This window comes from Paenibacillus cremeus, from assembly GCF_007786445.1.
In the GTDB taxonomy this organism is placed as follows: Bacteria; Bacillota; Bacilli; order Paenibacillales; family NBRC-103111; genus Paenibacillus_G; species Paenibacillus_G cremeus.
This window is the reverse complement of record NZ_VNJI01000054.1, coordinates 1-25,454: the sequence shown is the minus strand read 5'-3', so window position 1 is coordinate 25,454 and position 25,454 is coordinate 1. Positions and strand designations below refer to the sequence as shown.

Sequence of the window (25,454 nt, the reverse complement as noted above, 5' to 3'; positions counted from 1 at the left end):
AGATCTAACCAACCTCGGTTAAATGATATATTTTTTTCATCACAACTTCTGGACTGTAATTTTTTAACACATCACTATGATCCTTTTTCAATTTGGTATAAAGTTGATCATCCTTTAACAGAGAAATGATCCCACCAACCAAACCATCCGGGGTGGGTTCCACTAGTAGACCATTCTCCTTGTGTCTTATAAATTCCATGGGCCCCATAGACCTGGCAATAACAGCAGGGGTATTTAAAGTTAGAGCTTCCAATACCGTGATGGACAGTGATTCAACAAGGGATGGATGAACATATATCGTAGCATTTTTTATATAGGGGTAAGGATTTGGAATGGATCCTAAAAGAAAAATATCATTTTCTAATTTATAATCTTTAATGCATTTTTCAATTTCACCATACTGGACACCATCTCCAATAAGATACCATTTAATATTAAATCCATTTTCAATTAACTTTTTACATGCATGAACACAGTTAATCATCCCCTTTTCGGGTGACAATCGCCCTACACTTAGCAGAGTTATATTTTCATTAAATTTAATTTGATAAGCTGTCTCTTCATTTGCTTTTTGTTTAATTTCATCGGCATTTACTATATTTGGTATCGTAATCGTTTTATTTTCTATACCGTCAATGTTGCTTCTTATCATTCTATTGCTGCTATCTGATACCGCTATTATTTCATCAAATTTTTGAAATACTTTAGTCAATCGTTTTATTACCTTTTCCGGATAATCAAACGTCCCGTGATGCCACCATGTTATCTTCTTTTTACTGTTGATTACATATCCAACAAAGTCAGTGCAAATACCTACACGGTATGCTATTGCACAGTCATACCTTTTACTCAACTTAAAAAGTGGCCTAGCAAAAGTGAACGCCTTTACCCCTATGATTTTCTCAAGCAAAGTTATTAAGCGAAAACATAACCAGAACCAATTCCTGGTACGTATGTTATCTAAAATGCACTGCTTAAGTGGACCATAAGCTTTTGATAGATCGTAGGAAATAACATTGACTTCCTTGGGAACTTCATGAGCATAATCGCCAAGTCCTTCAAATAGTATCAAATCGATTTCATAATGATTATAGTCTACCCTCTTCAGCACATTGATTAGAGAGTTCTCAACTCCACCGACATTTAAATGACCGTTTACAAACAAAATTTTCTTCATTTAAAAACCTCTTCAAATTGTTTTCTAACACTAACACTTTTAATCTATTGTTTGGTTAGTTACATTCTTAGGCGAAAAGGTAAACGCTCCAAGCCTAACCAATCTACGTTTATTAAGTACTAATAAATTGTACAATCTACCCATTTTATACTTGATTAGAAGAATAACAATTTTCATCTTCCATGAGACTTTAGGTGCCTCCAAATCTTCAAAGATATCCCTGACTTTCGGATGATGCATTATATTTCTTATCATTATTATTCTATCTTGCACATTGCTTTCAGAATATTTTATTTGCCCTAAAGTGTATAATGTAAAATACAACATATTTATTTTTATTTGTTGGGGAAAATTAAATTCATCCCCCCCCTGAAAATACCTTTCTAATCTATAATTAATTTTAAGAAAGGAATCCCACTTCTTTGCATTATACGTATTTGTTGTAGAAGTGGGGTTGTAAAAGTAATTATAATAGAAATGATTTTTTAAATAATAGAAGTTTATCGCATGATACAATGCCTTTGAACCAAAAATTGAATCCTCACCATAGTGTACATCCTCATCATAGTAAATACTGTAAGTTCTAAGGAATTCTAACCTAAATAAACAAACACAGTTTGAAATGGTTGGTGGAAATTCGACATAATCAAACATAATTAAACTTTGAAACAGTTCATTCATGATGTCTTCTTTTGAGTAATACCCTTCTCGAATAGGTTGTGTTCGTTTGTCTTCATAGTCTTTTGATTTTTTTTTGAAATCGCACATAATAAGATCCAGGCTTAACTCTTCAGCCTTGCTAAACATATCCCGGTACATAGCGGCTTCAATCCAATCATCAGAATCAATAAAACTTATGTATTTCCCTTTCGCCATTTTTATTCCATCATTTCTAGCCGCTGAAACTCTCGCATTTTCTTTGTGTACAACTTTTATCCGTTTATCTTTTTTTGCATATTCATCGCAAATTTGTCCAGAACTATCCTTTGAACCATCATCAATTAATATAACTTCAAATTCCTGAAACGTTTGGCTTAGAATACTATCAATACAACGTTGTAAATATTTTTCAACATTGTAAACTGGTATAACTACACTAATTTTAGGACTAGTTATAGGGTCCATCCCTTTTCTCCTTCCCGAACTTCCTTAAATCTTCTGTTTAAGCTTATTATCCACTAATATTAATTTGCCTTGATCCAATTTATATACGATATCACAATTCTCAATGGTGCTTAATCGGTGAGCAATAATGATTAATGTCTTTTCACCTTTAAGATTATCTATTGCTTTCATAATTTCTCTTTCTGTTTCGTTATCTAAAGCAGAAGTCGCTTCGTCTAAAAAGATAATTTCGGGATTGTGATACAAAGCTCTAGCAATTCCGATACGCTGACGTTGCCCCCCAGAAAGTCTAATTCCCCGCTCGCCAACCACTGTATCTAATCCTTCAGAAAGTGTATTAATAAATTCTTTTAACTGAGAATCTTCAATTGCTTTTTGAAGAGCAGTTTCATCAATGTCCTTATCCTCAATGCCAAACGCAACATTTCTCCTAATCGTTTCGTCTGTTAAAAAAATGGATTGCGGAATATACCCGATTTTATTTTTCCATATTGGCAAAATCCCCTCTAATTCTCTACCATCAACCAATACACGACCTTTTTGGGTCTTTAATAGGCCTAATATAATATCTACAATAGTTGTTTTACCGGCACCCGAGGTTCCAATAAATGCAACTGATTTACCAATTGGAATGGTTAACGAAAGATTTTTAATTGAAAATTCCTCTTGATTCGGATAACGAAAATATATGTTTTCTAATTTGATAGAACTCCGAAAGGTTTTCTCGTCATTATTCAACTTTACTTGTGTCGACTCATCGGTCGATTCATTAAATACCGCTTTTTTTCCTTCATTCTCTTTAATCAAATCATTATAAACTACTGTCAAAGCCGGCTGGCTATATCGAAGGGACGTTAGCATCGCAACGATTCTTGTTATAGAAGGCATAAGTCGAAAAGCTGCCATAGCAAATAATGACATAGTAGAAACTAAACTAGCCATATCAATCCTTTGAAAAACAAGAATAATCATCGTAATAAGGACAACGGATACTAATAAGGTCTCAATGAATAACCTTGGTACTTGATCAAGGGTGCTTTTATAAATCATATTGTTTGTCAATATTTGACTTTCCCTATTGTACGAATTTACGAAGTAATCTTCTTTTCCTGAAACCTTTACTTCCTTGCTTGCCCCTAATCCTTGCTTTACCCATTTAAGTACCTCTCTACTTACTCTTTGATCTTCTTTTCCTAAATGAGTAATCTTTTTACGAAAGATTTTAAAGAACAGAAGAATACTTCCACCCAGCAATATTCCAGACGAAAAAGTTGCTAACGGCGCTGTCAATATAAGTAACGTAAGTATAAAAAGGATAACAATGATTTCCGTTAGCAATTGGAATCCCGACAGTAAAATACCAGTAAATATTTTCGTAACTTCCTCATTTACATTCCTTATTAATTCCGCTGAATTCCGCTGTAAATGGAATGTATATGGCTTTGTTAAATACTCCTTAAACATTTTCCTCGAAAGTTTTACCCTTTGATTAAAGATGACACGATATTGTGTGTTGTTAAATAATAGTAGATAGAGGTTTTTGATAATAAATATCGTTAATAGAACGCCAACACCAAATAAAATAAAAGCGTTCGTTGATTGAAAATTGAGAGCGTCGTACACATTTAATAAAATCGAGTGTTCTTTTATCATACTGGGATTTGTCACGATCCCAACAAAAGGGACAACTAATCCAATCCCTATGGTTTCAAAGATAGCCGCAATAATCATCATAAAAAAAAGTAATAGAAATTTCTTTCTATCACTTTTAGTAAAAAGTACCCATAATTTTTCGAATGTATCCTTCATTTTTGTTACACCTCAAATGTTTATAGTTCAACCTTCTGTAAGCCTCATACTCACCTTGAACCGACGCTAATTCCTCAGACGTTAAATAATTTGGTATAACTTATGCAGTTCTTCATGGTTACCAAAATCCTTATCCTTGATATTGTTAATTAAGATTTCTCTTAATTGATTATTCTTATATAATCTTTCAACTCCATTAGCTATTCCTTCAACACTTAGATCACAGATCATTCCATCTATTCCCTCTTCGATTTGACTATGGGCTGTAGGATATTGGGTCAATAAGATTGGTTTACCGAGTATTTTTGCCTCTGTAACGGTCACTGCTTTCCCTTCATACCTAGAAGGCTGAACATAAAGGTCACAAGCCTTAATATAGGGGTAAGGATTCATCTTTTTACCCAAAAGAATAAAGCTATCTTCTAATTGATGTTGTCGAATATGCCCTCTTAGCTCTTCTTCATATCCCCCATATCCGACAATATACCATTTAATATTAGTAAATCCTCTATCGTGCAGCTTCCTCAGTGCTTGAACAGCCATATCGAACCCCTTCACATAGGACAATCGCCCGACTGAGACTATGTTAAAGGATGAATCCCTTTCTTCATCAGAGAGTAAGGGGAGTTCATCGGCCATTTTTTTGATAAAGGCCGGAGAAGTAATATTTTCGATAAGCAAGATCTTCTTCCCTAAAGATGGATATTGAGTCAGGAATGCTTTTGTCACCGCATCAGAAATCGAGACGATATGATCGAACTTGTTCCAAACAGCTAGATCCAGCTTATTATCGATCTCCAGTTCACTATAGTCCGTATGAATCCAGGCGATCTTTTTGGCTGCTTCTACGTTATTCGAGATAATATCATGCGGCCAGGCGTAACTAATAGCAAGGTCATAATATTTCTTTTGTTTAGTAAGCACGTAAGAGCAGTATTTCATTACTAGTTGCATCTGAATGTAGCCGGAGCCCTCGGTCAAATTTCTACGCTTCGCTTTGATCTCTGCGACCGCTCTGCTAAGCAGTCTAATGATCGATGTCGAGATGTGCCCTTCTTTTAAGCATTGGACGACAGGTCTGCGGAACACGGTATACTTCGAATCTTGCGGTAAAATGTTAACCTTATCTGGAATTTGCCCGAGAAGGTCTCCTTTATGATGAAAAATCAGCAAATCGACATTATACTTTTCATAGTCGAAACTTTCAAGCATATTGATGAGACTTCGTTCAATTCCACCGATCTCCATGTCGTAAACCGAAAACAAGATATCCTTTTTCATACGTATCTCCAGACCATAACGATTTAATTATTGATTGGCAGCCGCATAAGGAATAAAGCTACGTTCCCTTTTATTCAAAAACAGCGTACTCGCAGGAACATGTCCTTTGACTACGCTGCCGGCTGCAATAACTGCATTATCCCCGATATAAGTATCCCGAAGAATAACTACATTGGAGCCAATCCATACATTTCGACCTATGATGACTTCGCCTTTAATCAGGTGCTGGTCGGTTTCACCTTTGTAGTTGTGATCGTGATCGTTAATGCTCACATTTGGCGCAATCTTCGTATGTTCCCCGATGAAAATCTTATTAACACAATTGATATTGCAATTATCGTTGATGAACACTTTATCCTCAATATGCAGCTCGCCAGTAAAATCGACTCGGATGCTAGCGTTCTTTCTTATGAAAACGAATTTCCCGATTACAACCTTGGCATGCCTGCTGAAAATTTCGATTCGACTATTGGCTTGAAGGGCAAAAATGGATGAACGAATGTTTCTCGCATAAATTAGCTTATTGATTCCCCCTCTAAGGTAACCGATCACTTGGGACAGGTTCATTATTAACGAATAATAAATCCCTCGATTTCGGCTTTCTCTCAGTAGGGTTGCAGCGATTTTTCTTACATTCGTTATCACCTTAGCCGCCCCCTTATTCTGGCAATATTATTTCCGCCAATAATTTTCGCCAGTGTTGATTTTATATTACCCTTTAGTCTCACAGATGGTGGCAGCCAACTCTTATAGAAATGATGTATCACATAGGTGTCGTTCGTAATAAATTTGCGGCAGTTGATATAGTCATAGGGGGAGAAATAAGTTTGAGGGTAAAAAACGGCTTCACCGTCGATGGCTTGAAGCTGGCCATTTAATTTAAGCCCCTTTTGTTCCTGTAAGATATTGGAGATCATGGCTACGTTGGTCAAGTCATTGTAGGTGCCATTATCTTTTAAAAAACTAATGCCGTCATAAGAATCTAGGAATGTCTTAATTAACTTGTTACCCCTAGTCGCCCCTATGGTGCTTGTAGCGATAAAGTTCTCTTGCTCAAAGCCCCAGAACGAATCATGGTGTAGAAGATTATCAAAGGGCTTGAACATTTCAACATCGGTATCCAGGTAAATGCCACCGTAGTTATAAAGCACAAAGACTCTTACATAATCACTAACAAAGGCAAACTTTCCGACCTTATAGGCTTCGCTCACATATGAATTACAGCTTATATCAAAGTTATCTTCGTTCCATTCCTTGATTTCATACTCCGGGCCCTTCCTTTTCCAGCTCTCCATGCATTTCTTGACGATGTCGGGCTTTTCTTTTCTGCCAAACCAGCAATAATGTATGATTTTTGGAATCTTATTCAAAGAATGACGCCCCCTTATAATAAGTCACGAACTATTATATCCCTTTAAACAGTTAAAGCTCTTAGCCATAAGGTCTTATCGCTAAAACCCCATAGCTAAAAGCCTTAAAGTTTGGGCATCTAACCCATCCTCACACCACACCACCGACGACTCGCGTCTAAGGTTGATTACCAACCCACAGCATGGCCGAGTGCCTCCATGGATAGCGGCAAGGAGACATCCCCGAAACGAACTGCATTTCACCCAAAATTCTGTTCTTTATATTGAACCATTTTTATTTTAGTTCTTTTTAGAGAACATGTCAACGAAATAATTCATTCCATGAACGATTGCGTCGCAGCAAGGATTTAAGTATCGGGGATCTGGCTACCTAAAAACAAAGAGAGCACTCCGTTCTTATCCGTGGCAAAATAGCTATATATGCCCCATTTTGAACAACGCAGCCCGATCCAAAATGATACTTGATCGGTGCTACGTATATAGTCGGATCGGTGAGCGATCATAATCACTGTCATGGATCCTTTTAGCTTCTCTAGGGCTGCTTGTATCTTTGCCTTATTCTCAGTGTCCGATGAGCTTGTAGCCTCATCTTAGTCAATGTCTCAGATTTCTGCAAAATGTTCAATTACTAAGGGCATTAAACCCGTCCTTTCACCACACCCTTGACAACTTGAGTCTAGGATTACATAACCCACAGCATGGCCGAATGCCTCCGTTTATACCGGTCAGAAGACATTACCGAACTACTGAACAAAATATTTTGTTCTCTCTATTCAGGAATCACGACATATTTTTTCTCTTAGGGAACTTGCCAATATTACATTTTCTATTCAATAGTAACCAACTTTATAAGGCAGCCTTCATCTGCTTCTGCAATAAATTGCTGAACAGGCCTCCATGATCTTCGGTGAGCTGCATAAATCCACCAAACTGAGCCACTCTACCATTTTCCAATACAATGACTTGGTTCGCATTACGGATCGTAGATAACCGGTGAGCAATGACAATAATGGTCATTGTTCCTTTTAATCCATCTAAGGCAGCCTGTATCTTACTTTCATTTTCCGAATCTAAGGCACTTGTGGCTTCGTCCAACACAAGTATCGATGGTTTTCTTAATATCGCGCGGGCCAAAACTATCCTTTGGCGCTCTCCTCCGGATAATCGAATTCCACGATCTCCTATAATTGTATCTAGTCCATTAGGAAGCTTTCTTACGAAATCAGATGAAGCTGCAAACTCAAGCGCCTCCCATAATTGTTCTTCGCTTGCATTTGGTGTAACCAACAATAGATTCTCTCTAATACTCCCATTAAACAAAAAAGGGTCCTGCGAAACATAACTGATCGAACGCCTTAATGACAACATGTTATCTTTCGTTAAAGGAGTTCCATCTATCAGAACAGACCCCTTCTCTGGCCGATTTAGACCCATTAATAGATCAACTAGCGTACTTTTCCCAGCGCCTGAAGGGCCTACAATTGCAGTCATCTGATTTGCTGGGATTTGTATATTGATATTTTGGAGTGCATAAGTTGACACTTTTGGATCATATGTAAAATAAACATTCTGACATTCAAGCTCTTTTTGAATTAGAATCGGTTTTATTTTGTCATAGTCTTCTTCATCTAATTCGTTCGCCCGCAAGCATTCATGTTGTAAATTGATTAATACCTGAAACGAAGGAATTAACGATCCTAACTCTTCTAGATTTGACTGAATACTGCTGACTCTTGGCCATAATCTCGAATAAATAGCCAAAATTAACATTAACTGTGGTAACTGTGCTTGAAACATCTTGATAGAAATATACGCGAAACCGGTAATTAAAAAGGCTGACACAACTTTATAGACAAATTGGGATGTTGTTCTCAATTTAATCAATTGAGTTACATTTTGTTCAATTCTAAAGCTAGTTGAACGTACCCAATTGATGTGGGACTTCTCAAGCGTATTACTTTTAATATCTTTAATCCCGTTTAGATGATCGGTCATTCCGGCTAAAAAAGCTTTAGATAACTCAACAGTTTCACTTCCCAATGAACTTGATCTTTTAATAAATTTCCGTGAAAAGAAAATAAGACAGGAGCCGAATAATATAACGAGAATGGTCATCCGTGCTGAAAGCCAGAATGCAAGGCTAATTTGTATGAAAGTAAATACCAATGCGGCCAAGAATTGAAGAAAAATCTGCGTCCCACCAGCAACACGCGATAGTTCGGTTGTCATTATGTTAATAACATCGGATCTTCTCTTTTTTAGGAAAAATCCCCAATTGGCTTCAACCAAAGCTTTATAAGTTTCTTCTCGTAATTTACGATTAAACCCTTGTTGAATTTTCCCATTCAATATCATTTGTTTTCGCTGAAAGTATCCTTGTCCTACCAATAATACAATATATACCACCAAAATTAATGGCAGACTAATATCCTTAGAAATGCCTTGAAACATATAAATAAACGAATGCAGTGGGGAAGTTTCATACATACGAAATTCAAATATCCCCGTAAAACTAATTAACGGTATTAATAGAAATATACCTATCCCTTCAAACAGGCTTATTACAACCATCCCAATTAGGTTTAAAAATAGTACATTTCCTGCGAAGGCGTGAATGCTTTTAAAAAAATGCAGGACGTTTTTCATTGCTAGGATCCCTTCTCATAATTTGTTTCCCTCAAATCCGGTCATGCGTTTAACTTTCTGGCAAATTTATTTACAACTGTAAACTTTTCCATTCCTTTAAATCCTGTAATAAAGTAGGGACCGCTGCGCAGCCAGGCATGGGCGATTAATCTGCCGTCCTTATCTTTCGAAGTACCGAAGTATATCGTACTTTCAATATTTCGCCTTTCCAACATCTTCATTGCAGCAATAGCTTGAACTAAACACATGCTTTCCCATAATGTGTAGCGGCTCATGATATGAATGGATTGAGATATTTGAATCAGATGTTTCTTGTTCGACTCTTCCAGATCCTCCGTTGTCTCATCCATCTGTTCACCCAAACAACATGAAAGCTTACGAAATGGAATACATTTCAATAACCGGGCCCATGCTAAAAAGAAATAAGCCTCGACATATAGAGTCTTTTCTTCCGAATTAAGCAAAAGATATGACTTAATCTTTCTTAACATGCTTCAATTAATCCCTCATTCATTAGATGCTTAAGAAACGAAGCCACTTGTTCCTCGCAGTCAGACCTTTCCACTGCATATACTGACATCAGATCGGAAACCAATTGCTCAATCGTGGTCGGTTCAGACATTAGTTCCCAGATGTGGCCACCGATTGCACCCAAATTGTAATACTTTCCATTCTTAATACATAACATTACCTTCTCTCCACCCATATCACTCACAATGTTTCCCTTTAGTTGTGCAATGGTTTGTTTCGTATCGATCATGCTCATTCTCCTTTATTTATTGAAGATATAATTAACTCAGCAAGTTGAGGGGCACTAAAACCCGAGGTAGGTCTACGTATTTGGTTGAAAATTAGCAATTGATTTAAAATATTAGCAGATGTGCGAAAATGCCAATCTATTAATCCCAAACGATTAATAATAAAATTTCTATATGTATGTTCGTACAAGGTGTGAAATCTCTCGAGCATTGAGAGCTGCTTTATGCTAATTTGTTGATCCTCTGTTTTTACCAGTTCAAAGATCCCTGCAAGTGGTAACGACTCAGTGGAGAACTGGGTCGATACTGGAATTGAATATTTCGTCTCTCGCTGGAATAAAGGACGAAAACCGCTTGATTCCATCCCGAAATGCATCAAGCTGTCTTGCCATAGCTTCTGCTGCGGATAAGATGGAATTACATATGGAACGCAATCCTCGGATTGGGTTATAGCGATAACGTCATCCGTAAGAAGCTGATAGCCTTTATTCAAGAAAGCTGTGGCCAAGGTTGATTTCCCTGCTCCTGAATCGCCTACAATAGCATATGCCTTCCCATCGAATGCAATAGCACTTCCGTGTAAAGGAAGTGTCCTTCTTTGCATTAAGATCGCGCCCATACATGTTCCAAGAACAAAAAGTCTAATTATATCCTCATCAGGTTCTTGTATAGGAGAAACCGTTATTTTTTTCCCATCTTGGATTGCAAATATGCCTATATTTTCGACCCGGAATACAACCATATTGCCATCAATTAAGAAATCGCTCCGTTCTTCCGAACGTTGTTTCCATAAATCATTTAGATCACCATACTCTATACATACATCTATTGAATTTGCCCCATCAATATTTAACGAGAGCTCCGGCAAAGATATTTCACTAGCAGTGAATAATCCAAAAGCCTTATAGATTAGTCTTTTCTCAACCTCAATCATTCATTTCACTCCAATACATGGGTGTTAAAAGCCCTTATACAAAAAGGTGTATAAGGGCCTCTAGCAAATGCAATAATTACTTAGCTGAAAGTTAAATCTTTCTTAGGTGTGTTCACAGGAAATTCTTTATCTGTGAAATCCCCATCAGATTGACCCATGGTCATGTTAACTTCCAAAACTTCAAGCTCAGGTTTCTGCCATTCTCTTTTCATTTACTCACCTCCTTTCAAGCAAAAATACATACTAAGCAAACTTTTTTAAAAAACGATATAAAATTAAACTACGCATAAGAGTCTTATAATCTGCATCCGAGCAACGTTCCGGAATTGGCCCATTTTTAACCTTCAAAAGCGCTGATCGAATTACTTGGCCGTCAACATATTCCAAAAATTTCTTATCACTAGCAAGCATTTCTGATTCTTCCAGGAAAGTATCCCAATGAGGCTTCATCCTATGAACCCAATCGGCGGATTGAATGCCCTTGACACTATGATTTAACCTAACCTTATCAGGTAGATAATTTACTGTAGATCTTCGAATAAGTGATCGGTCTACTCCATTCCGAACATATTGTCCTTCCGGTACGGAGAAACAAAAACGATACACTCGTAAATCATTTGTTGGATCGCGCTCCCAGAGCGAATGACGCAAAGACATTTTAGAAGCTCGTATATGGCTCGCATTCCATAAGAAAATATTCTCGTATATTCTTCTTCTCTCTTTATAAATAGTTGATCTAGGGAACCAACCTGATTCACTAAAACCGTGTTCCCTGAGTTTTTCATAAACACCTGTTCTTTGCGCAAACTTTGAATTTATCAATGTGGGTAGTTTAAACGGTTTACCAAGCGGAAACACTTTGTTGAGGATTGGAAACCCTGCTCTAAGAACATCAGGCAACATGCGCAATCTAGGACCGCCTACATATCTGCTGTAACTATCCAACTCTTTAAAAAGACGTATCCACTGCAACTTCTTTAATAGGATCGAATAGTAATCAAAAGCTGACCCCCACGAAATCGTGAAGTTTCCGGCTCCCCCGTCTAGAAGGACACCTATCTCGTGCTTATGCGCTTTCTCATAAATACCTTTAATCCAGAAAGAATTCTCAAAGAACTTATATGGCATCTCTAGAGCATCTATATAATCATCAATTTCTGTAAAAGGACTTTTCCCCTGGAAATCCAAGTAGTGGTCTTTAATTCCCCCTACATAATCTACTGTAGATTTAATAAAAGGACGTTCATCCGCTGTCAAATACCTAGGAGTAAAATCAACAAAGTCATGTGTTGGAACGTAGCTAAATGTATGTAACTCCTTGTTCTTCATCAGTGAGTTTTTTGCTGCGAAACTCACAACCGAACTGGAATCCAATCCCCCGCTGAGATATGAACCCACTTTTTTATGGGTACGCAGCTTAGAGGTCACCGCTTTCTGGAATACATCTTTAAAGGCTTCAACGTACTCCCCATCAGACTTTAGTTTTAATTGAGATCCGAAGGAGATAGAAACATATCTTTTAATATTAATTTTATTTGCCATTATTGAAATGCTATGGGAAGGTGGCAACAGATTAATGTTATGATATGGAGTCGTCGTTGCGTCTACCGTATCAATTGTCCCCAATATTGCCAAATATTCTGCAAGCCAAAGTTCATTTAATTGCTTTTTAACATAAGGCAAGGAAAGAATCGGCTCTATTGTTGTGCAAAAGGTAAACCGATACCGGTCATGAAAGTAATAAAGTGTTCTCGTTCCTGTAAAATCTCTCGCTCCAAACAAAAGTTGTTTGCGTTCATCCCAGATCATGAAGGCGAAATCGCCAACAAGAAATTTCGGCGCATCTTCACCCCATTTAACATATGCTTGCAAAATCAACTGGCTATCCTTCATTCCTTGTCGCCGATCCCGTTCAATGTTGAGTAATTCGAAAAGTTCATCTCGGTTATCAATGATCGCATCGGCCGTGATCGCAAGCTGCCTTAGGGAATCGTAGTAGGGCAACGGCTCGTTAATCGATTCGGGTGTTATCCACTGGGCGTGGCATCCAAGAAAGATGTTATCCTTGCGCCATACTTGGACATCGTCGGCCGGATATTTCTGTAGCGCCGCCATAATGTTCATGCTATGCTCATTAGTTACAGGTTCGTTGTTCATGTGAAATATTCCAACGATTGCGCTCATCTATTTCCCCTCATTCTTTTTGATGGTTATTTTTTGTTTTTATAACGAAATAAATTATATGACTGAATATCAATACCTTGCTTACATTTCATCAATAAAAATTATGATATTTTTTTATATCAGTTTTTCTCCAAAGTCAGAGACTTAAATCCAAGTTTATTCCCCACAAAGAACGTATAGTTCCACTTTCGATCATTTTTGTTCTTTATTAAGAACAAAATAAGAATAACATGTTATTTTTTTACTGTCAATACCGAAGGTACAGACAATTTCAGCTTAACCTTGTAATAATTAATTATTTTTAGAGTGATCAGAAAGTCTATTAGCATTATGATAATACTGACAAGGATGTTTTTATTTACAAGCTCCGAATTGAAGGACGTGCCATTCTCCATGTAACTCAGATGATATTGTATGAGCTTTTGGGAAGCTGCCATCATTTCTTCAGCGACAGGAAGCAACAGGGAGCTAAATAATTTGGCGACTTCATCCCGATCAGTCGGAAGTATGCTTGAAACCTCGCTGTTTTTCTTTCTGTATTCTTCATTATCTGCAGCTATTTTTTTCAGCATTTCTTTGTTTTTTTCCAAAATGGTTAATTGCATCGCCTTGTTTACTTCTTCATTGATCCGAACGTTAATCTGGAGGCTTTTCTGTAAATAGTCAGGCTTTTTCGTAAATAAATACGCCTGATATTTAAAATTTTGCTCAGATACATCAGTCTGCAAATCTTGAAGAATCGTTATTATCTGCAGCCGACGATTAAAAAGGTCCGAATAGGAATGTTCGATTTTTTTGAGACAATAAAGAGTTGTGACGTTTAAAGCTCCCAGGATCGTGATAACAATCAACATGTTCTTGATGATTTTCATACTGATCGGAGTAAACTTCATACGTCCACCTACCTTTTTGCGGGCAGGAGCTCGCTCCTCACCGCTTGAATGCCATGGGTGATCGAATCAAAGATCAGAAATTGGGAGTAAATGATATTCAAATATTGGTTAATTTTATTATATTTTAATTCCCTAATGGCATTGTAACTCCACCATAGCCGGTCGCTTGTCAGCGGCAGCTTCTTTATTCCGTTTAGTTGTGGAACACACTTATATACAGTCGCCAGCGTCCACTTCATTCTGCGTAAAGTTTTGTGTGCCGCGGCATCGCGAAATAAAGCGGAGTATTCCAATTCGTCCCGCAGTACATAGATCATCTGTAAAATATCCAGTACATACTTCAAAGAATTTAAGTTATGCCTCCACCCATGAAGACAGATCATATAAAAATTATGATGCTCGGAAAATTCTTTGATGTGCCGATAAGCCCCCAGTGGCTTAGCTTGTGACCAAAACTCCTCAATACTTAGATCGGACGTTTTTTGTTTCAGCAAATCCCAATGCAGTTCAACCATCAATGGACGAAGACCGCCAGGAAACTGCTTAATGAATTCCCTATGAAAATGGTCTGGGCTGAACTCCACTTCCGTGTCAAATCCAAGCGATTTGACACAAGCTATGGCTCTCTCCATATCCTGTGGTTTAATCAGTAGATCAATATCCGACGTGCCCCTAGCCCCCAGATGCCCAAAGTATTTCTCAGCGAATAATACGCCCTTGAGCGGTATCGCATCGACGCCTGTCTCTTCCAGCTTGTTTAGGATACCTTCTAATTGACTTTTCACAAACATATTTTGAAACACGATAGCTTTAAAATTTTGCTTCAGCCGCTCCTGAAAGAATCGCGGTGTTTGATCCAGCTGCCCCCGCTGCTTCAATAAAGAATAGATTTGTGAAGATATGCCAAAGAACTCAATGTCCGCCAGCACATGCTCATAAAACGCCGTATCGACCGGCAGCCGTTCTTGTGGCCCATAGAGAATTTGAACAAATTGGATAATCAACTGACCATTGCCCCTTCCCGATTGTGACCCTGTACCTGATTTAAGTTACGATATAGTCCGTCCTCATCAATCAACTCCTCATGTCGGCCCATCTGCACAATTTGGCCCTGATCCAAGACAATAATCAAATCGGCGTTCCGTATGGTCGATAACCGGTGGGCGATTACGAGCGTTGTGCGATTGCTCATCAGCCGGCCCAAAGCCTCCTTTACCTGATATTCGGTTTCATTGTCCAATGCGGATGTGGCCTCGTCCAACAGCAGGATCGGCGCATCTTTCAGAAGCGCACGCGCAATAGCCAACCGCTGCTTTTGGCCTCCGGATAATTGGACGCCTCCCTCCCCGATCTTCGTCTCATACCCTTCCGGTAAGGAACAAATGAACGGATGAATGTTGGCTGCTTCCGCCGCTTGGACTAAGGACATTTCGGTAATGCCGGGCCGGGCCAGCATCAGATTTTCTCTGATGGTTCCGGTGAACAAGAAGGTTTCTTGAGGTACATAAGCAAAGAAGCTTCTTAATTGGGAGGTGGAATACTTATCTGTGCGGCTGCCATTAATCCATATAGCCCCCGCTTGGGGCTTGTAGAAGCCTTGAAGGAGATTGAATAGGGTTGTCTTTCCCGCTCCGCTTGGGCCGACTATGGCCACGATTTTTCCTGCGGGAATCTGAAGATGGAATTGATCGAAAATCGGATTGCGACTATCGTAGCTGAAGGTAACGTTTTGCAAATGAATGGTTCTTATGGATGGCATGGAGGAGTAATAAATAGGCATTCTGGGTGATTCAGGAGTCTGCTTTAAGACCTTTGAAAGCCTTTCTACCGCTGCAACGGAACGTTGAAGATTAGCCCATTGACCGGCAAGCCCTGTTAAAGGGTAGATCAGATGGTCTACCAAATTAATAAATGTCAGAAGTGCACCAACTGACATCACTTTTATGGATATGAAGTAGGCACCGACGCTGAGGCTTAGGAGAAAAATAATAGAGCTGATCGCGTATCCTCCCGTATGAAACAGCCCTCTCAGCTTTGCATTTTGCAGCTCCAACGAGAGCAGTTCGCGATTTTGCTCAGTGAACCTTTTGAATGCCGATTTCTCCATCGTAAAAGAACGAATAACTAAATAACCGTGAAAGATTTCACTCAGCAGTGTGTTCATGTTTCCCAGCAAGCTTTGAATCAATCGGCTGTTGCGTCGAAGCAGCAAGCCGAATACGGCTCCCGCCAATAGAGCTGCCGGAGCGACAAGGAAGCTGATCAGTGACAAGGTCCAATTGATTTGCATCAAGTAAATAAAAACGGCCAGATAGATAAATGGAAGTCGGATGAGATTCATCAGGCTGCTTCCAATGACACCATCGATAGCATGAATATCATTAGTAAAATGGGATAAAAGGTCGCCGGAGCGGAGATTGGAGATGGTATTGAAAGGGAGGAGCAGGATATGCTTCAATAAATCCGCCTTAAGGTCATTCTTAACTCCGGTTTCTGAAATCGTTTCCGCATAATTCCCGAAGTAAGTTGACCCCACGCTGAGCAGCAGGAAAAGCCCCCCTAACGGAACAAGCCATTTCAATCGATGGAAATCACTATGAATGGCGGCATCCGTGACCGCACCAAAGAACCAGGCGTAGGCCAAGGTCAGTGAAATGTCGATCCACATGAAAGCGAACAGACTCACATATGCTTTCCATTGCCGAAGGATATATGGCATCAATATAGAGAAAGCCAGCCGTATATCCTCCGCAGCAAAGTACTGCTTTATATAGACGGAAGAAATCCGTTTTATTCGCAATGTCATAGAAAATCTCTCCTGCTCCAATACGCTGAAAGTTTTTTTGCAGCATGCTCAATCCGCATGCCGGATCAATCCGCACTGCTTTAAATCCGATAAGAACTGCTCCAAATCCGCATCAACGCTTTCTTCGGAAACCCATTCATATTTCCCTTGGATTGCCCTAGCGAGGGACGCTACAGTTTGTGCTTCATTTAACAAGGACCAGCAATAGCCGCCTACTTCATTTAAATTGGTAACAGTATAATCGGAGGTATTTAAAATAATCCATTCCCCTTCAAGCTCAATAGCGTCATAGTTACCCTTCTGTATATACTGAAGCATCAAGATATCAGCTCCCAGAACTTATTGTTATATTGAAAATGCAGCTCATATACCGGAACGCGATTTACTAGAATATTCAATAATCCTAGGAGATTTCCGGTTTCCTCAGAGCTATGAGGCCAATAAAATACTTTATCCATAAGTTCAAGAAGTCCGTTTGGTTTTCTTACACGTAACCTCTGGTTATGAAGCGCTTGAACCAAAACCTGAATGCTGCTGAGTGAATAGCACCCCGCCAAATCCGTAGGCTCTTGCTCGCTGCGAAAAGGAGAATTATACACGGTAACCTCATCCGAAGTGATTTTCACTATCGTCGCCTCATCCGAAAGCAACGTCCTCGGGTACGAGAGTCTGGCCGCAGTCGATTTGCCGGCCCCCGAATGGCCCGCAAAAATATGCGCTTTGCCATTGTCGATCACGCAAGAGGAATGAAGTAATAGCCCCCAATTGTGATAAGCGATATAGGAACTATAGAGGCTAATCAAAGCGTGCTTTAATGCCAATTCATCATGCACGAAGATCCTCGCATTTTTATAATACCGGTCTGACTCGATCAAGTAATCCGCTCTGCAGAACGAGATTTTATCCGATTCTTTCTTAATGCTGACTTCATAATCAACAAAAGGAACTCCATAGCCCTCTTCGATAAGAATCACGATGTCAGGTTCGTTTTCAGGATCATCATAGAAGGGATAGCTCCTTAGAAACAGCTTCATGAGGCTTTCCGGCACGTTCTCCAAGCGAATGTGGTGCTCCCCAATTTGGGTTTGGATATAATCCATAATGAATCCCCTTCACTAATAGGATTGCTCGTTTTTAAGAGCCGATGGTACCATGACCACCGGCCCCGTAAAAAGAATCTTATCTTACTTATGCGGCTTTTTACCCGGTCTGGGGTCATTAGGATAGTTCACTCCACCATTGCCATTGGAGCTGGGGTTTTTGTTTCCAACTCCCTTGTTCCAGCTTTGAGCCGTCTCGAACCGGAGCGGCTGGTGCTTTAAAACTACAGGCCGACTGTATGCTTTGGTTGTATAGCTAGTCACCTCATCCATGAATACACCTCCTCTCCATCCTTGGTAGAGAACGTTTTTCATTCCTTTTATACAGAACACCCCGACATCTGTAAACATCATCAATACTGCATCGTTTTCAGCAATCTCTTCGCCTCTCCGTAAGGCGTATCGATCGTTTCGTAAATCTTGACGGTTAATGCTGTAACTAACTGATCGGAGCTGAATGTAACCGCGGGATCTCCCGTGCCCAACCTATTGTCGCCGGCGAGTGAGAAGGCTTGAGAGCCTAACAATTTGCCTTCTTTATCGCTCACTTCCACCCTCATCTTCGAGAAGTTGGGATCGACAATGGCCTTATCCTGACTAATCGTCATATCCATAGTCAGTTTATTGGAATAAGACGGAGTGCCCATCGTATACGTTCTTGCGATATTGAAATCGTTGACCTTCACATGGAATGGATAGAAGACCAGGTCATCATCTGCCGGGCTGCTTTGAATTTGGGTCCGGATAGCAGCGATTGGGATGTTGAAGGGTGCCGCACTAACACCATCCAAAATTTTCAGCATCAGCTGTTCACCTGACTCAGATCCGGGTACGACGAAGGTATAATAGATGACATAATTAATACCCGGAATTAAAGTCTGGAGCCCAAGGCTTTGGCGGGTGCCGGAATATCCGTAGCCACTGGAGTTAGTCAGTTCCGCCGAAAAATTAGGAATCGGCTTTGGCTGGTCACTGTTATTCAGCAGCTTAAATTTGGCGACTACTGCCTTATAACCATCTTTTCCGCTTCCATGCATCTGCAGTTCCTCAAGCAAAACATTGACATTCGCAGGAATCAGCTTATTCAACGGATCAAACGAAATAGGCGTATCCTTTTTGTAGATTTCCGCTTGATTAAACATCAAGTTAGCGGCGTTGTCTGGAAGCAGAATATTTAATCGTCCGATCGCATAGCTCACATTTTGATTGTCTGCGGTGAAGCTCTCCAAAGTAAGGACATTCAGGCTTTTCAGCTCGTCTTTGTCTTGCGTAGGAATCGCGAAATGAATATACTGCTTTTCACCCGCTTCAAGTCTAATCGCATCTTTCTCCACCTTTTTTCCATTGTAAACTTTAGTGGCCGATTTGCCGTCAATGCGAAAATCAGGTATGGATTGTTGAGTGGTGCCCTTGTTTTCAGCAAGCAGGGTTAAGACGGATGCAGGTCCCTGTGGTGTGTTCTGCTTAAGAATATTGATTGGTTTGTACTGTATAGCATTAGATAACCCTGGTATCGTAAACGACTGCTCCCACGTTTTGATGGATGAGGGATTAGAAATGTCAGCGCTATCCCCATGCCATTCCATTGATGGAATGGGAATGGACAAATCTAATTTTTCCGTCCTCGGATAAACGTAAGGATCCACATCCAGCCAAGATAATTTGGATAATGTGAAAGGGTCCTCTCGGTCCACTACAGCTAAATAGCTTAATTCAACCTTTTCCTTCGGCATGATGGCTTTTGCATTAGCAGTACTCGGACGCAGCGCATATTCGACTCCGTCATCGGTTCTCACTCTTACTTCATCCTCCGGAACCGCGGTGATCCTGCTGCCTTGATTATAAAGACGAACGACGGCGCCAAGTCTCGTTCCATTTGGAGTCTGCTCATTCAATACACTTTTCACTTCAGCCTTTATGGCATCCGTTAAGTGATAATTAGGCGAAGCGGGCACGGCAGGAGCTTCATCTGCATTGACGTAGACCCCCGTTAAAGCTAAGAGGGAGGTCGAAAGAACGGCTGTTGCAATATGTCTTGTCCATTTGATTCTCACTTCTTCCATCCTCCGATTTATGGTTTCCCCTCAATGAGGCCTGGGTTAACCTTTTCTTTGTCCTTTAGCTGAGCGGGGTTGGAGGTGATGACAAGCTCGCCTTCAGCAACTCCACCCAGTACCTCTTGGAATGGATCGTTTAATCTGCCAAGCTGCAGCTTTCGTTTCTCCACAGTATCACCAGTCAGAACAAAGGCAGAGGAATCCTCGCCTTCTTTTACGATGCTGTAGGTTGGAACGACGAGAGCCATTTGATCCTGTTCATCCGTCAACTGAAGCTGTACCTTCATGCCCGGCTTCATAGTAGTCATGTCATTGATAGCCGATTCAACGTCCAATTCATAAGATTTCGTTTCTGGATCGATCACCTTCGAAAGATAGCTGACCTTCCCTTTAAAAATTTGACTCGCTCCCTGTACTGTAAAAGAAAGCTGGCTTTTTGCATTGACGAGCTTCGTCTGGTCTTCGGTTAACTGTGCTTTAATGACCGTAGGGCTTAGCTTCTGAATCAGACCAATCTTAGCTCCCGGCTGAAGACTCATTCGTGCCTCAACCGGCATTTCCGTCAAAATTCCGCTCACCGGAGCTTTTACATCAAGGGCTGCGACCGCCTTCTCCGCTTCCTGCAGAGACATCTGGGCTTCTCTAAGACTCAGCTCCAAGTCCTTTGTCGAAACCGTCGGCTGTGGAATTTGTTGTTGCTGCTGTTTAAGCTGCTCCAAATCCCTTCTGGCATTATTAAGCTGGGATTCCGCCTGTGAAACCTGAATTTTCGTAGCCTGCCCGACATCGAGATCATTTCTTGCTTTATTATAGCTTCTGGTCAACTCGACAACGCTCTGCTCCGACTTCTGTATAGCGGAACGAAGCTCTGCTTTACTTTTCTCCACTTCCTTTTGCGCCTGCACTTTAGCTTGAGTAATCGCATTCTGCGCGTTTTCGACGGCCATGGCTGCTTTATCACGCTGGAATTTGGCATCGCTGGAATCGAGCGTCATAATGACATCTCCTTCCTGAACCAGATCGCCCCGTTTTTTCAGAACTTGCTGAACTTCTCCCCCCATTTTGGCTATAACATCATATGGGGCAAATTGGACTTCTCCGGCACGTACAACCGGATCGGCAATTCTCTGCTTAACGACCTTTTCCACCTTTATGGTTTTCAGCGTTTGCTCCGAACCAGCAGGCTGTTCCTCAGGACCGGAAGATTTACAGCCGGCGATAATAGCCAGGCAAAGGGTAAGCATACTTATCGTTTTCATATTTGATTTCCGCCAGAATCGCGGCTTTACTCTTTTTTGCCTCATGCCTTTGAACTCTCCCCATTAACGTCCAATTTGGTTAGGAACGATAAAGATATGCTGCGGCATCCTTGGTGTTCATCTTATTGAACACGACCCCGATCAGGTTTACCTTTAAATGAACAAGGTCGTCATTCAGCTTCTTGGCTTCCGTTCGTTTCAGCTTGCCTTGATTGACGACGAGCAGTACACCGTCACACTTAGTCGCAATAATTCTAGCATCGGTTAATGAAAGAGCAGGCGGGGTGTCGATAATGACAACGTCGTATTGCTCATTTAATTCAGCCAAGAGCGACTTCATTCGTTCAGATGCCAATAATTCCGATGGATTCGGCGGAATAGGACCTGAGGCTATAAAGGTCAGGTTCGGAACTTTTGATTGTTTAATAATGTCATTTACTGTACTCATACCGGCCAAATAATTCGATAGCCCCGTGTTATTAGTCTCATTAAAAGCAAGATGCACTGCGGGCCTCCGGAGATTGGCGTCTACCAACACGACTTTCCTTCCGGCTTTTGCATATGCTGCAGCCAAATTTAGAGCCGTAGTGGTTTTGCCCTCCCCATCGTTGGCTGAGGTAATCGTTATCGTCTTAAGCTCACGGTCGAAAACCGAAAATTCTATATTCAGCTTTAGCGTCCGATACACCTCGGAAATCGGGGAGTCTGGGTTTGCTGCCATGATCATTTTAGAATTAGCGGTTGTTCGAGGCATATTGCGCTTCCCCCATTTGATGTCCGGATGAAGTAGCCTTCTTTTTTACTCTTAACTCTCTGTCCTTGATTTTGGGAACCATGGCCAAGGTCATTACATTGAAAACTTCGCGTATATCTTCTTCTGTCTTCAAGGTATCATCAAGAGAATCCAGGAAAAGAATGATACCGATCGAAACCACTAAGGAGGCTGCGACGGCCAAGATGATAAGCTGATTTGATTTCTTGTTGACAAGACTTGGTTTGTCCGTTAATTTGGCGGCATTTAAAATGGTGATGCTTTCTATTTTCATAATTTTGGGCATTTCGGTCTGAAATACTTCGGTAACGTAGTTGACAATTTTAACTGCTCGTTCGTGTGAAAAGGATTGGGCTATGATCGCCATGATGGGAGTACTATTGACTGCGGTAACGTTAACAGAGTTGATTAATTGTTCAGAGGTGATGTTTAGCTCGGGGTGACGTTGTGCGACTTTTTCCATAATGGCGGGGGTTTTGATAATTTCTTTATACATATTAATTTGCTGTGAGCTATCCCCCATCGCCATCATTCCGAGATCGATCGGTCCTCTGCCTCCATTTCCATCTGTAGCGACAGTATTCACGATCAGCTTAGTGGATGCCTGATAAACCGGCTGATAATTGATGTTGCTGTATTGTGCTGCAGCTATAGTGCTCAATACTACGCTTAAAACAATAATCCATAGACGTTTCTTAATCATTCGGTAATATTCTCTAAGATTAATTTCCATTATATCCCTCCAACTCAACTTAAATGTCAGGTACATCAATTAACATTGTGTTCATTATAACAAACAAAGATGTTTTTTGTAAAGAACGAATTATGAAGAAACTAGAAGTAAATTAAAGAAAGTTGGTCTTAAATGGTTCTTTGTTAGGAACATTCGGTTCAAATTGCAGTTTATTTAAGCAAATCGTTGCTATATACTACAGATAAAGTTCTCTTTAGAGAACAAATGTCAGGAGGTTGCTTGATGAATAAGATTCAATTGGATATAGGTCTAATCGCCGAACAGCTTGGAATCAATAAAGAACGACTTCTACAATGGAAGTCAGATTATCAACACGATTCAGGTACCGAATTCATTGTTGAGGAAGCAGGTCCTTGGATTAATAGCCCCCCGGACTCACACTGATCAAAGAGAGGTTAGAAAACACCCCTTTGAATACAGCAAAAAGCACCCGAATTGAGATCCCTGCAAAAGCCTTACTTTTAAAATGAGTAGCTTCTACAAATGGAAATGGAAAGAACAGAAGCAGCTCGTCCCTTACCCAAGGGCGGGCTGCTTCTGTTCTATTAACTTAACCATTCGTTTGGCATTAACGACGAATGAGGTGAGCAAAGCTTGTATTCGCATGCGAAATAGACCTCGGTATTTGGCCGTGTCCATACCGTGGTATCGTTTCATTTCTGCATTCTTGTGCTCAATAATGGGTCTGCGTCTGTTCCGTTCTTTAAACGTATCACTAAGCTCAAATTCAATTTGCTCTTGAAAGTGCTCAGCAATTATTCGGATGGAGTAGGTTTTGCTTTTGGACCCCGGCTTGTAGCATCCCTCGCGTAGTGGACATGCTTTGCATTTCTCCACATTAAAATAATAAACTAACGAGCGACTTTGCTCGCTTGTTTAGCTGCCCTGGATAGCTTTCCGTACGCTATGTTCGCCCGCGGGACACATGACGAAATCGGCATCTTTGTTATATGTAAATCCTTCCTGACGTTCGCCTCCCTCATGGACAACGGGGTTTAGCGGGACAATGGGGAGTTTCGTTTCCTTATTTCATTTCAGCTAAATTATCTTTTCCTGAATAGGCTGTATCTGCAATGATCTCCTTTACTTCTATGCCGTTTGATTTGGATTGGGTCAAAAGAGTAGAAAGCTGCTTGCAGTCGTCGCTTGTCCCTGGCGTTACTTCCGCCGCTGTGATAATTTTCTCCTCTGTCATGGCCAAGTGATCCTTGTATCCGAAAAATGACTTAGTACTGCTCTTCCAACTGAACCGAGCCTCTGGGTCAATAGCCGAGCGTATCCCTTTTTTTGACAGAAAACATTCATCTTCCACAATCTGTTTTGCTATATGTAATTTCTCGCTGACGGCTATCTCGTGGTCAGGCAACAGCTGCTCGACTTTTTCTCCGAGCTCAATTAGCGAAGCATGAGTCGCTCCGCTTCAGGCTCACTACTCTTCACTTTGGGTAATGCAGGCAGTTTATTTTCTAATTTCGTATGTCGCTTGACCACAATGCGAAAAAGGCGTTTGGCTGCATCTCGAAGCACATCGAGCGGCTTTTGTTTTTGGGCGGCTGCTTGAGTGTGTGTGGCGTCCAGAATGATGGTCTTGCTTTTAATGAGGCCATGCTCATTACACTGCTTAACTACATGCTTCAGCACATCGTCGATGTTGTTTGCACCTAGGCGGAGGTTGCGAAAACGCGATAGTTGTGACACATCCGGCAGCGTATCTTCAGGGTTCAACCCGACGAACCATTTGTAGGCCAAGTTAACCTGTGTTTCCTGGATAATTCGCTCGTCTGAAAGATTGTAGAGAATCTGTAAAAACAGCAGACGAAACAGCAGCTCCGGCTCGTTAGCCGGCCTGCCGTAAAAAATACAATATGATGCTTTCACTAAATCATGGATGAAGCCGAAGTCTACGATATGATTAATTTTACGTAACAAATGGTCTTCAGGAATGAATTTATATAATTCCGCATGGAATGATGCATTTATTTGTCTAGCTGACTGAAGCAACCACGTTCAACTCACTTTCCTTTTTTACCAGTATAGTAGGGTAAGACGAGGGATTACTCCCTCGGACTCCCCGTCAAACCGTGCATGCGGATTTCCCGCACACGGCTTTCCTTCGTCAGTTCCCCATCTTCAGGAGCGAGTCGTCTTCACCCGTCGCCAGGCTGCAAATTTCATTCCTGAATTAGAAACGTGTGGTGAGTAAATTTGTTAGAAATACCATTCCCACTTCCTCCAACAACTTGTTTGGAAGCAGTGAATTTGAGACCGTCGACTTCTTTTTCCGTATAAAGGCGCGAACCCTCATCCGTGTCCATTTGTCTAATGCCAGAAACTTTTTCTTTACGTTTCCTATCCCGAAATAGTTGCCAAATCCTCGCACCACTTCATTTAATTGCTTTATCATCTCCGTACTACGGCGAAGCCCAATTCCTTCATACTCCAATCGAAATGATTCAAATAAATGTTTGCAAGCAGTGGAGATATCACTCCGCCCTGCGGTGACCCGATTACCGTTTCATGGAACTGATC

The 25,454-nt window shown here is 40.6% G+C and carries 24 protein-coding genes and 1 pseudogene; 1 reads left to right on the top strand and 24 read right to left on the bottom strand.

The window, feature by feature from the left end; all coding sequences use genetic code 11:
- Nucleotides 1-4: 4 nt before the first annotated feature.
- The 22 genes from FPZ49_RS28940 to FPZ49_RS28830 form a co-directional block, all read right to left on the bottom strand.
- Nucleotides 5-1,177 (bottom strand): glycosyltransferase, encoded by a 1,173-nt coding sequence (locus FPZ49_RS28940; protein ID WP_144853814.1) that lies wholly within the window; start codon nucleotides 1,175-1,177, stop codon nucleotides 5-7.
- Nucleotides 1,178-1,216: 39 nt separating this feature from the next.
- On the bottom strand, nucleotides 1,217-2,302 hold the full coding sequence (locus FPZ49_RS28935; protein ID WP_144853812.1) for a glycosyltransferase family 2 protein: 1,086 nt from the start codon (nucleotides 2,300-2,302) through the stop codon (nucleotides 1,217-1,219).
- 24 nt (nucleotides 2,303-2,326) lie between these two features.
- A complete protein-coding gene (locus FPZ49_RS28930; protein WP_144853810.1) occupies nucleotides 2,327-4,111 on the bottom strand; it encodes an ABC transporter ATP-binding protein in 1,785 nt (594 codons plus the stop codon).
- An 81-nt stretch (nucleotides 4,112-4,192) separates the two neighbouring features.
- Nucleotides 4,193-5,392, bottom strand: a complete 1,200-nt coding sequence (locus FPZ49_RS28925) for a glycosyltransferase (RefSeq protein WP_144853808.1) — start codon at nucleotides 5,390-5,392, stop codon at nucleotides 4,193-4,195.
- 27 nt (nucleotides 5,393-5,419) lie between these two features.
- A complete protein-coding gene (locus FPZ49_RS28920) occupies nucleotides 5,420-6,037 on the bottom strand; it encodes an acyltransferase (RefSeq protein WP_261381675.1) in 618 nt (205 codons plus the stop codon).
- Nucleotides 6,034-6,762 (bottom strand): glycosyltransferase family 32 protein, encoded by a 729-nt coding sequence (locus FPZ49_RS28915; protein WP_144853806.1) that lies wholly within the window; start codon nucleotides 6,760-6,762, stop codon nucleotides 6,034-6,036. The genes FPZ49_RS28920 and FPZ49_RS28915 overlap by 4 nt, the downstream gene beginning before the upstream one ends.
- Nucleotides 6,763-7,608: 846 nt before the next feature.
- Nucleotides 7,609-9,408 carry an ABC transporter ATP-binding protein gene (locus FPZ49_RS28905; RefSeq protein WP_144853804.1) on the bottom strand — a complete coding sequence of 600 codons (1,800 nt, stop codon included), beginning with the start codon at nucleotides 9,406-9,408 and terminating at the stop codon, nucleotides 7,609-7,611.
- Between the two features lie 41 nt (nucleotides 9,409-9,449).
- The gene (locus FPZ49_RS28900; RefSeq protein WP_144853802.1) at nucleotides 9,450-9,899 is read right to left on the bottom strand and encodes a lasso peptide biosynthesis B2 protein; all 450 of its coding nucleotides are present in this window, start codon (nucleotides 9,897-9,899) and stop codon (nucleotides 9,450-9,452) included.
- Nucleotides 9,893-10,168 (bottom strand): lasso peptide biosynthesis PqqD family chaperone, encoded by a 276-nt coding sequence (locus tag FPZ49_RS28895; RefSeq protein WP_261381674.1) that lies wholly within the window; start codon nucleotides 10,166-10,168, stop codon nucleotides 9,893-9,895. Before FPZ49_RS28895 ends, FPZ49_RS28900 begins: the two co-directional genes overlap by 7 nt.
- Nucleotides 10,169-10,170: 2 nt before the next feature.
- On the bottom strand, nucleotides 10,171-11,100 hold the full coding sequence (locus FPZ49_RS28890; protein ID WP_144853798.1) for an aldolase: 930 nt from the start codon (nucleotides 11,098-11,100) through the stop codon (nucleotides 10,171-10,173).
- 80 nt (nucleotides 11,101-11,180) lie between these two features.
- Entirely contained in the window at nucleotides 11,181-11,312 is a 132-nt protein-coding gene (locus tag FPZ49_RS28885; RefSeq protein ID WP_144853796.1) for a paeninodin family lasso peptide, read from the bottom strand.
- 31 nt (nucleotides 11,313-11,343) lie between these two features.
- Nucleotides 11,344-13,284: a lasso peptide isopeptide bond-forming cyclase gene (locus FPZ49_RS28880; RefSeq protein ID WP_144853794.1), complete on the bottom strand. Its 1,941-nt coding sequence runs from the start codon at nucleotides 13,282-13,284 to the stop codon at nucleotides 11,344-11,346.
- A 233-nt stretch (nucleotides 13,285-13,517) separates the two neighbouring features.
- The gene (locus FPZ49_RS28875) at nucleotides 13,518-14,177 is read right to left on the bottom strand and encodes a CHASE3 domain-containing protein (RefSeq protein WP_144853792.1); all 660 of its coding nucleotides are present in this window, start codon (nucleotides 14,175-14,177) and stop codon (nucleotides 13,518-13,520) included.
- A gap of 8 nt (nucleotides 14,178-14,185) precedes the next feature.
- Entirely contained in the window at nucleotides 14,186-15,181 is a 996-nt protein-coding gene (locus FPZ49_RS28870; protein ID WP_144853790.1) for a nucleotidyltransferase domain-containing protein, read from the bottom strand.
- On the bottom strand, nucleotides 15,178-16,983 hold the full coding sequence (locus FPZ49_RS28865; RefSeq protein ID WP_144853788.1) for an ABC transporter ATP-binding protein: 1,806 nt from the start codon (nucleotides 16,981-16,983) through the stop codon (nucleotides 15,178-15,180). Before FPZ49_RS28865 ends, FPZ49_RS28870 begins: the two co-directional genes overlap by 4 nt.
- Before the next feature lie 48 nt (nucleotides 16,984-17,031).
- Nucleotides 17,032-17,301 carry a PqqD family protein gene (locus tag FPZ49_RS28860; RefSeq protein ID WP_144853864.1) on the bottom strand — a complete coding sequence of 90 codons (270 nt, stop codon included), beginning with the start codon at nucleotides 17,299-17,301 and terminating at the stop codon, nucleotides 17,032-17,034.
- The gene (locus FPZ49_RS28855; protein WP_144853786.1) at nucleotides 17,301-18,083 is read right to left on the bottom strand and encodes a hypothetical protein; all 783 of its coding nucleotides are present in this window, start codon (nucleotides 18,081-18,083) and stop codon (nucleotides 17,301-17,303) included. Before FPZ49_RS28855 ends, FPZ49_RS28860 begins: the two co-directional genes overlap by 1 nt.
- Nucleotides 18,084-18,167: 84 nt before the next feature.
- Nucleotides 18,168-18,356, bottom strand: a complete 189-nt coding sequence (locus FPZ49_RS28850; RefSeq protein WP_144853784.1) for a hypothetical protein — start codon at nucleotides 18,354-18,356, stop codon at nucleotides 18,168-18,170.
- An 80-nt stretch (nucleotides 18,357-18,436) separates the two neighbouring features.
- On the bottom strand, nucleotides 18,437-20,137 hold the full coding sequence (locus tag FPZ49_RS28845) for a hypothetical protein (protein ID WP_144853782.1): 1,701 nt from the start codon (nucleotides 20,135-20,137) through the stop codon (nucleotides 18,437-18,439).
- Nucleotides 20,138-20,154: 17 nt separating this feature from the next.
- On the bottom strand, nucleotides 20,155-21,399 hold the full coding sequence (locus FPZ49_RS28840; protein WP_186446160.1) for an efflux RND transporter periplasmic adaptor subunit: 1,245 nt from the start codon (nucleotides 21,397-21,399) through the stop codon (nucleotides 20,155-20,157).
- 79 nt (nucleotides 21,400-21,478) lie between these two features.
- Nucleotides 21,479-22,153, bottom strand: coding sequence for a CpsD/CapB family tyrosine-protein kinase (locus FPZ49_RS28835; protein WP_144853778.1), 675 nt, complete (start codon nucleotides 22,151-22,153; stop codon nucleotides 21,479-21,481).
- On the bottom strand, nucleotides 22,134-22,904 hold the full coding sequence (locus FPZ49_RS28830; RefSeq protein ID WP_186446159.1) for a YveK family protein: 771 nt from the start codon (nucleotides 22,902-22,904) through the stop codon (nucleotides 22,134-22,136). Before FPZ49_RS28830 ends, FPZ49_RS28835 begins: the two co-directional genes overlap by 20 nt.
- A gap of 243 nt (nucleotides 22,905-23,147) precedes the next feature.
- On the opposite strand from FPZ49_RS28830, the gene FPZ49_RS36115 reads away from it, so the two are divergent.
- On the top strand, nucleotides 23,148-23,309 hold the full coding sequence (locus tag FPZ49_RS36115; RefSeq protein WP_186446158.1) for a hypothetical protein: 162 nt from the start codon (nucleotides 23,148-23,150) through the stop codon (nucleotides 23,307-23,309).
- Nucleotides 23,310-23,441: 132 nt separating this feature from the next.
- Here the strand turns inward: FPZ49_RS36115 and FPZ49_RS28825 are convergent.
- Nucleotides 23,442-24,926 (bottom strand): annotated as a pseudogene (locus FPZ49_RS28825) (IS1182 family transposase).
- 181 nt (nucleotides 24,927-25,107) lie between these two features.
- Nucleotides 25,108-25,329, bottom strand: a complete 222-nt coding sequence (locus tag FPZ49_RS37680; protein ID WP_222429983.1) for a group II intron maturase-specific domain-containing protein — start codon at nucleotides 25,327-25,329, stop codon at nucleotides 25,108-25,110.
- Between the last annotated feature and the right edge of the window lie 125 nt (nucleotides 25,330-25,454).

What these genes read in the sequence shown, in the direction of transcription:
- FPZ49_RS28940 (WP_144853814.1), bottom strand. Translation starts at nt 1,177, where the DNA reads ATGAAGAAAATTTTGTTTGTAAACGGTCATTTAAATGTCGGTGGAGTT.
- FPZ49_RS28935 (WP_144853812.1), bottom strand. Translation starts at nt 2,302, where the DNA reads ATGGACCCTATAACTAGTCCTAAAATTAGTGTAGTTATACCAGTTTAC.
- FPZ49_RS28930 (WP_144853810.1), bottom strand. Translation starts at nt 4,111, where the DNA reads ATGAAGGATACATTCGAAAAATTATGGGTACTTTTTACTAAAAGTGAT.
- FPZ49_RS28925 (WP_144853808.1), bottom strand. Translation starts at nt 5,392, where the DNA reads ATGAAAAAGGATATCTTGTTTTCGGTTTACGACATGGAGATCGGTGGA.
- FPZ49_RS28905 (WP_144853804.1), bottom strand. Translation starts at nt 9,408, where the DNA reads ATGAAAAACGTCCTGCATTTTTTTAAAAGCATTCACGCCTTCGCAGGA.
- FPZ49_RS28900 (WP_144853802.1), bottom strand. Translation starts at nt 9,899, where the DNA reads ATGTTAAGAAAGATTAAGTCATATCTTTTGCTTAATTCGGAAGAAAAG.
- FPZ49_RS28895 (WP_261381674.1), bottom strand. Translation starts at nt 10,168, where the DNA reads ATGATCGATACGAAACAAACCATTGCACAACTAAAGGGAAACATTGTG.
- FPZ49_RS28890 (WP_144853798.1), bottom strand. Translation starts at nt 11,100, where the DNA reads ATGATTGAGGTTGAGAAAAGACTAATCTATAAGGCTTTTGGATTATTC.
- FPZ49_RS28885 (WP_144853796.1), bottom strand. Translation starts at nt 11,312, where the DNA reads ATGAAAAGAGAATGGCAGAAACCTGAGCTTGAAGTTTTGGAAGTTAAC.
- FPZ49_RS28880 (WP_144853794.1), bottom strand. Translation starts at nt 13,284, where the DNA reads ATGAGCGCAATCGTTGGAATATTTCACATGAACAACGAACCTGTAACT.
- FPZ49_RS28875 (WP_144853792.1), bottom strand. Translation starts at nt 14,177, where the DNA reads ATGAAGTTTACTCCGATCAGTATGAAAATCATCAAGAACATGTTGATT.
- FPZ49_RS28865 (WP_144853788.1), bottom strand. Translation starts at nt 16,983, where the DNA reads ATGACATTGCGAATAAAACGGATTTCTTCCGTCTATATAAAGCAGTAC.
- FPZ49_RS28860 (WP_144853864.1), bottom strand. Translation starts at nt 17,301, where the DNA reads ATGCTTCAGTATATACAGAAGGGTAACTATGACGCTATTGAGCTTGAA.
- FPZ49_RS28855 (WP_144853786.1), bottom strand. Translation starts at nt 18,083, where the DNA reads ATGGATTATATCCAAACCCAAATTGGGGAGCACCACATTCGCTTGGAG.
- FPZ49_RS28850 (WP_144853784.1), bottom strand. Translation starts at nt 18,356, where the DNA reads ATGGATGAGGTGACTAGCTATACAACCAAAGCATACAGTCGGCCTGTA.
- FPZ49_RS28840 (WP_186446160.1), bottom strand. Translation starts at nt 21,399, where the DNA reads ATGAAAACGATAAGTATGCTTACCCTTTGCCTGGCTATTATCGCCGGC.
- FPZ49_RS28835 (WP_144853778.1), bottom strand. Translation starts at nt 22,153, where the DNA reads ATGCCTCGAACAACCGCTAATTCTAAAATGATCATGGCAGCAAACCCA.
- FPZ49_RS28830 (WP_186446159.1), bottom strand. Translation starts at nt 22,904, where the DNA reads ATGGAAATTAATCTTAGAGAATATTACCGAATGATTAAGAAACGTCTA.
- FPZ49_RS36115 (WP_186446158.1), top strand. Translation starts at nt 23,148, where the DNA reads ATGAATAAGATTCAATTGGATATAGGTCTAATCGCCGAACAGCTTGGA.
- FPZ49_RS37680 (WP_222429983.1), bottom strand. Translation starts at nt 25,329, where the DNA reads ATGATAAAGCAATTAAATGAAGTGGTGCGAGGATTTGGCAACTATTTC.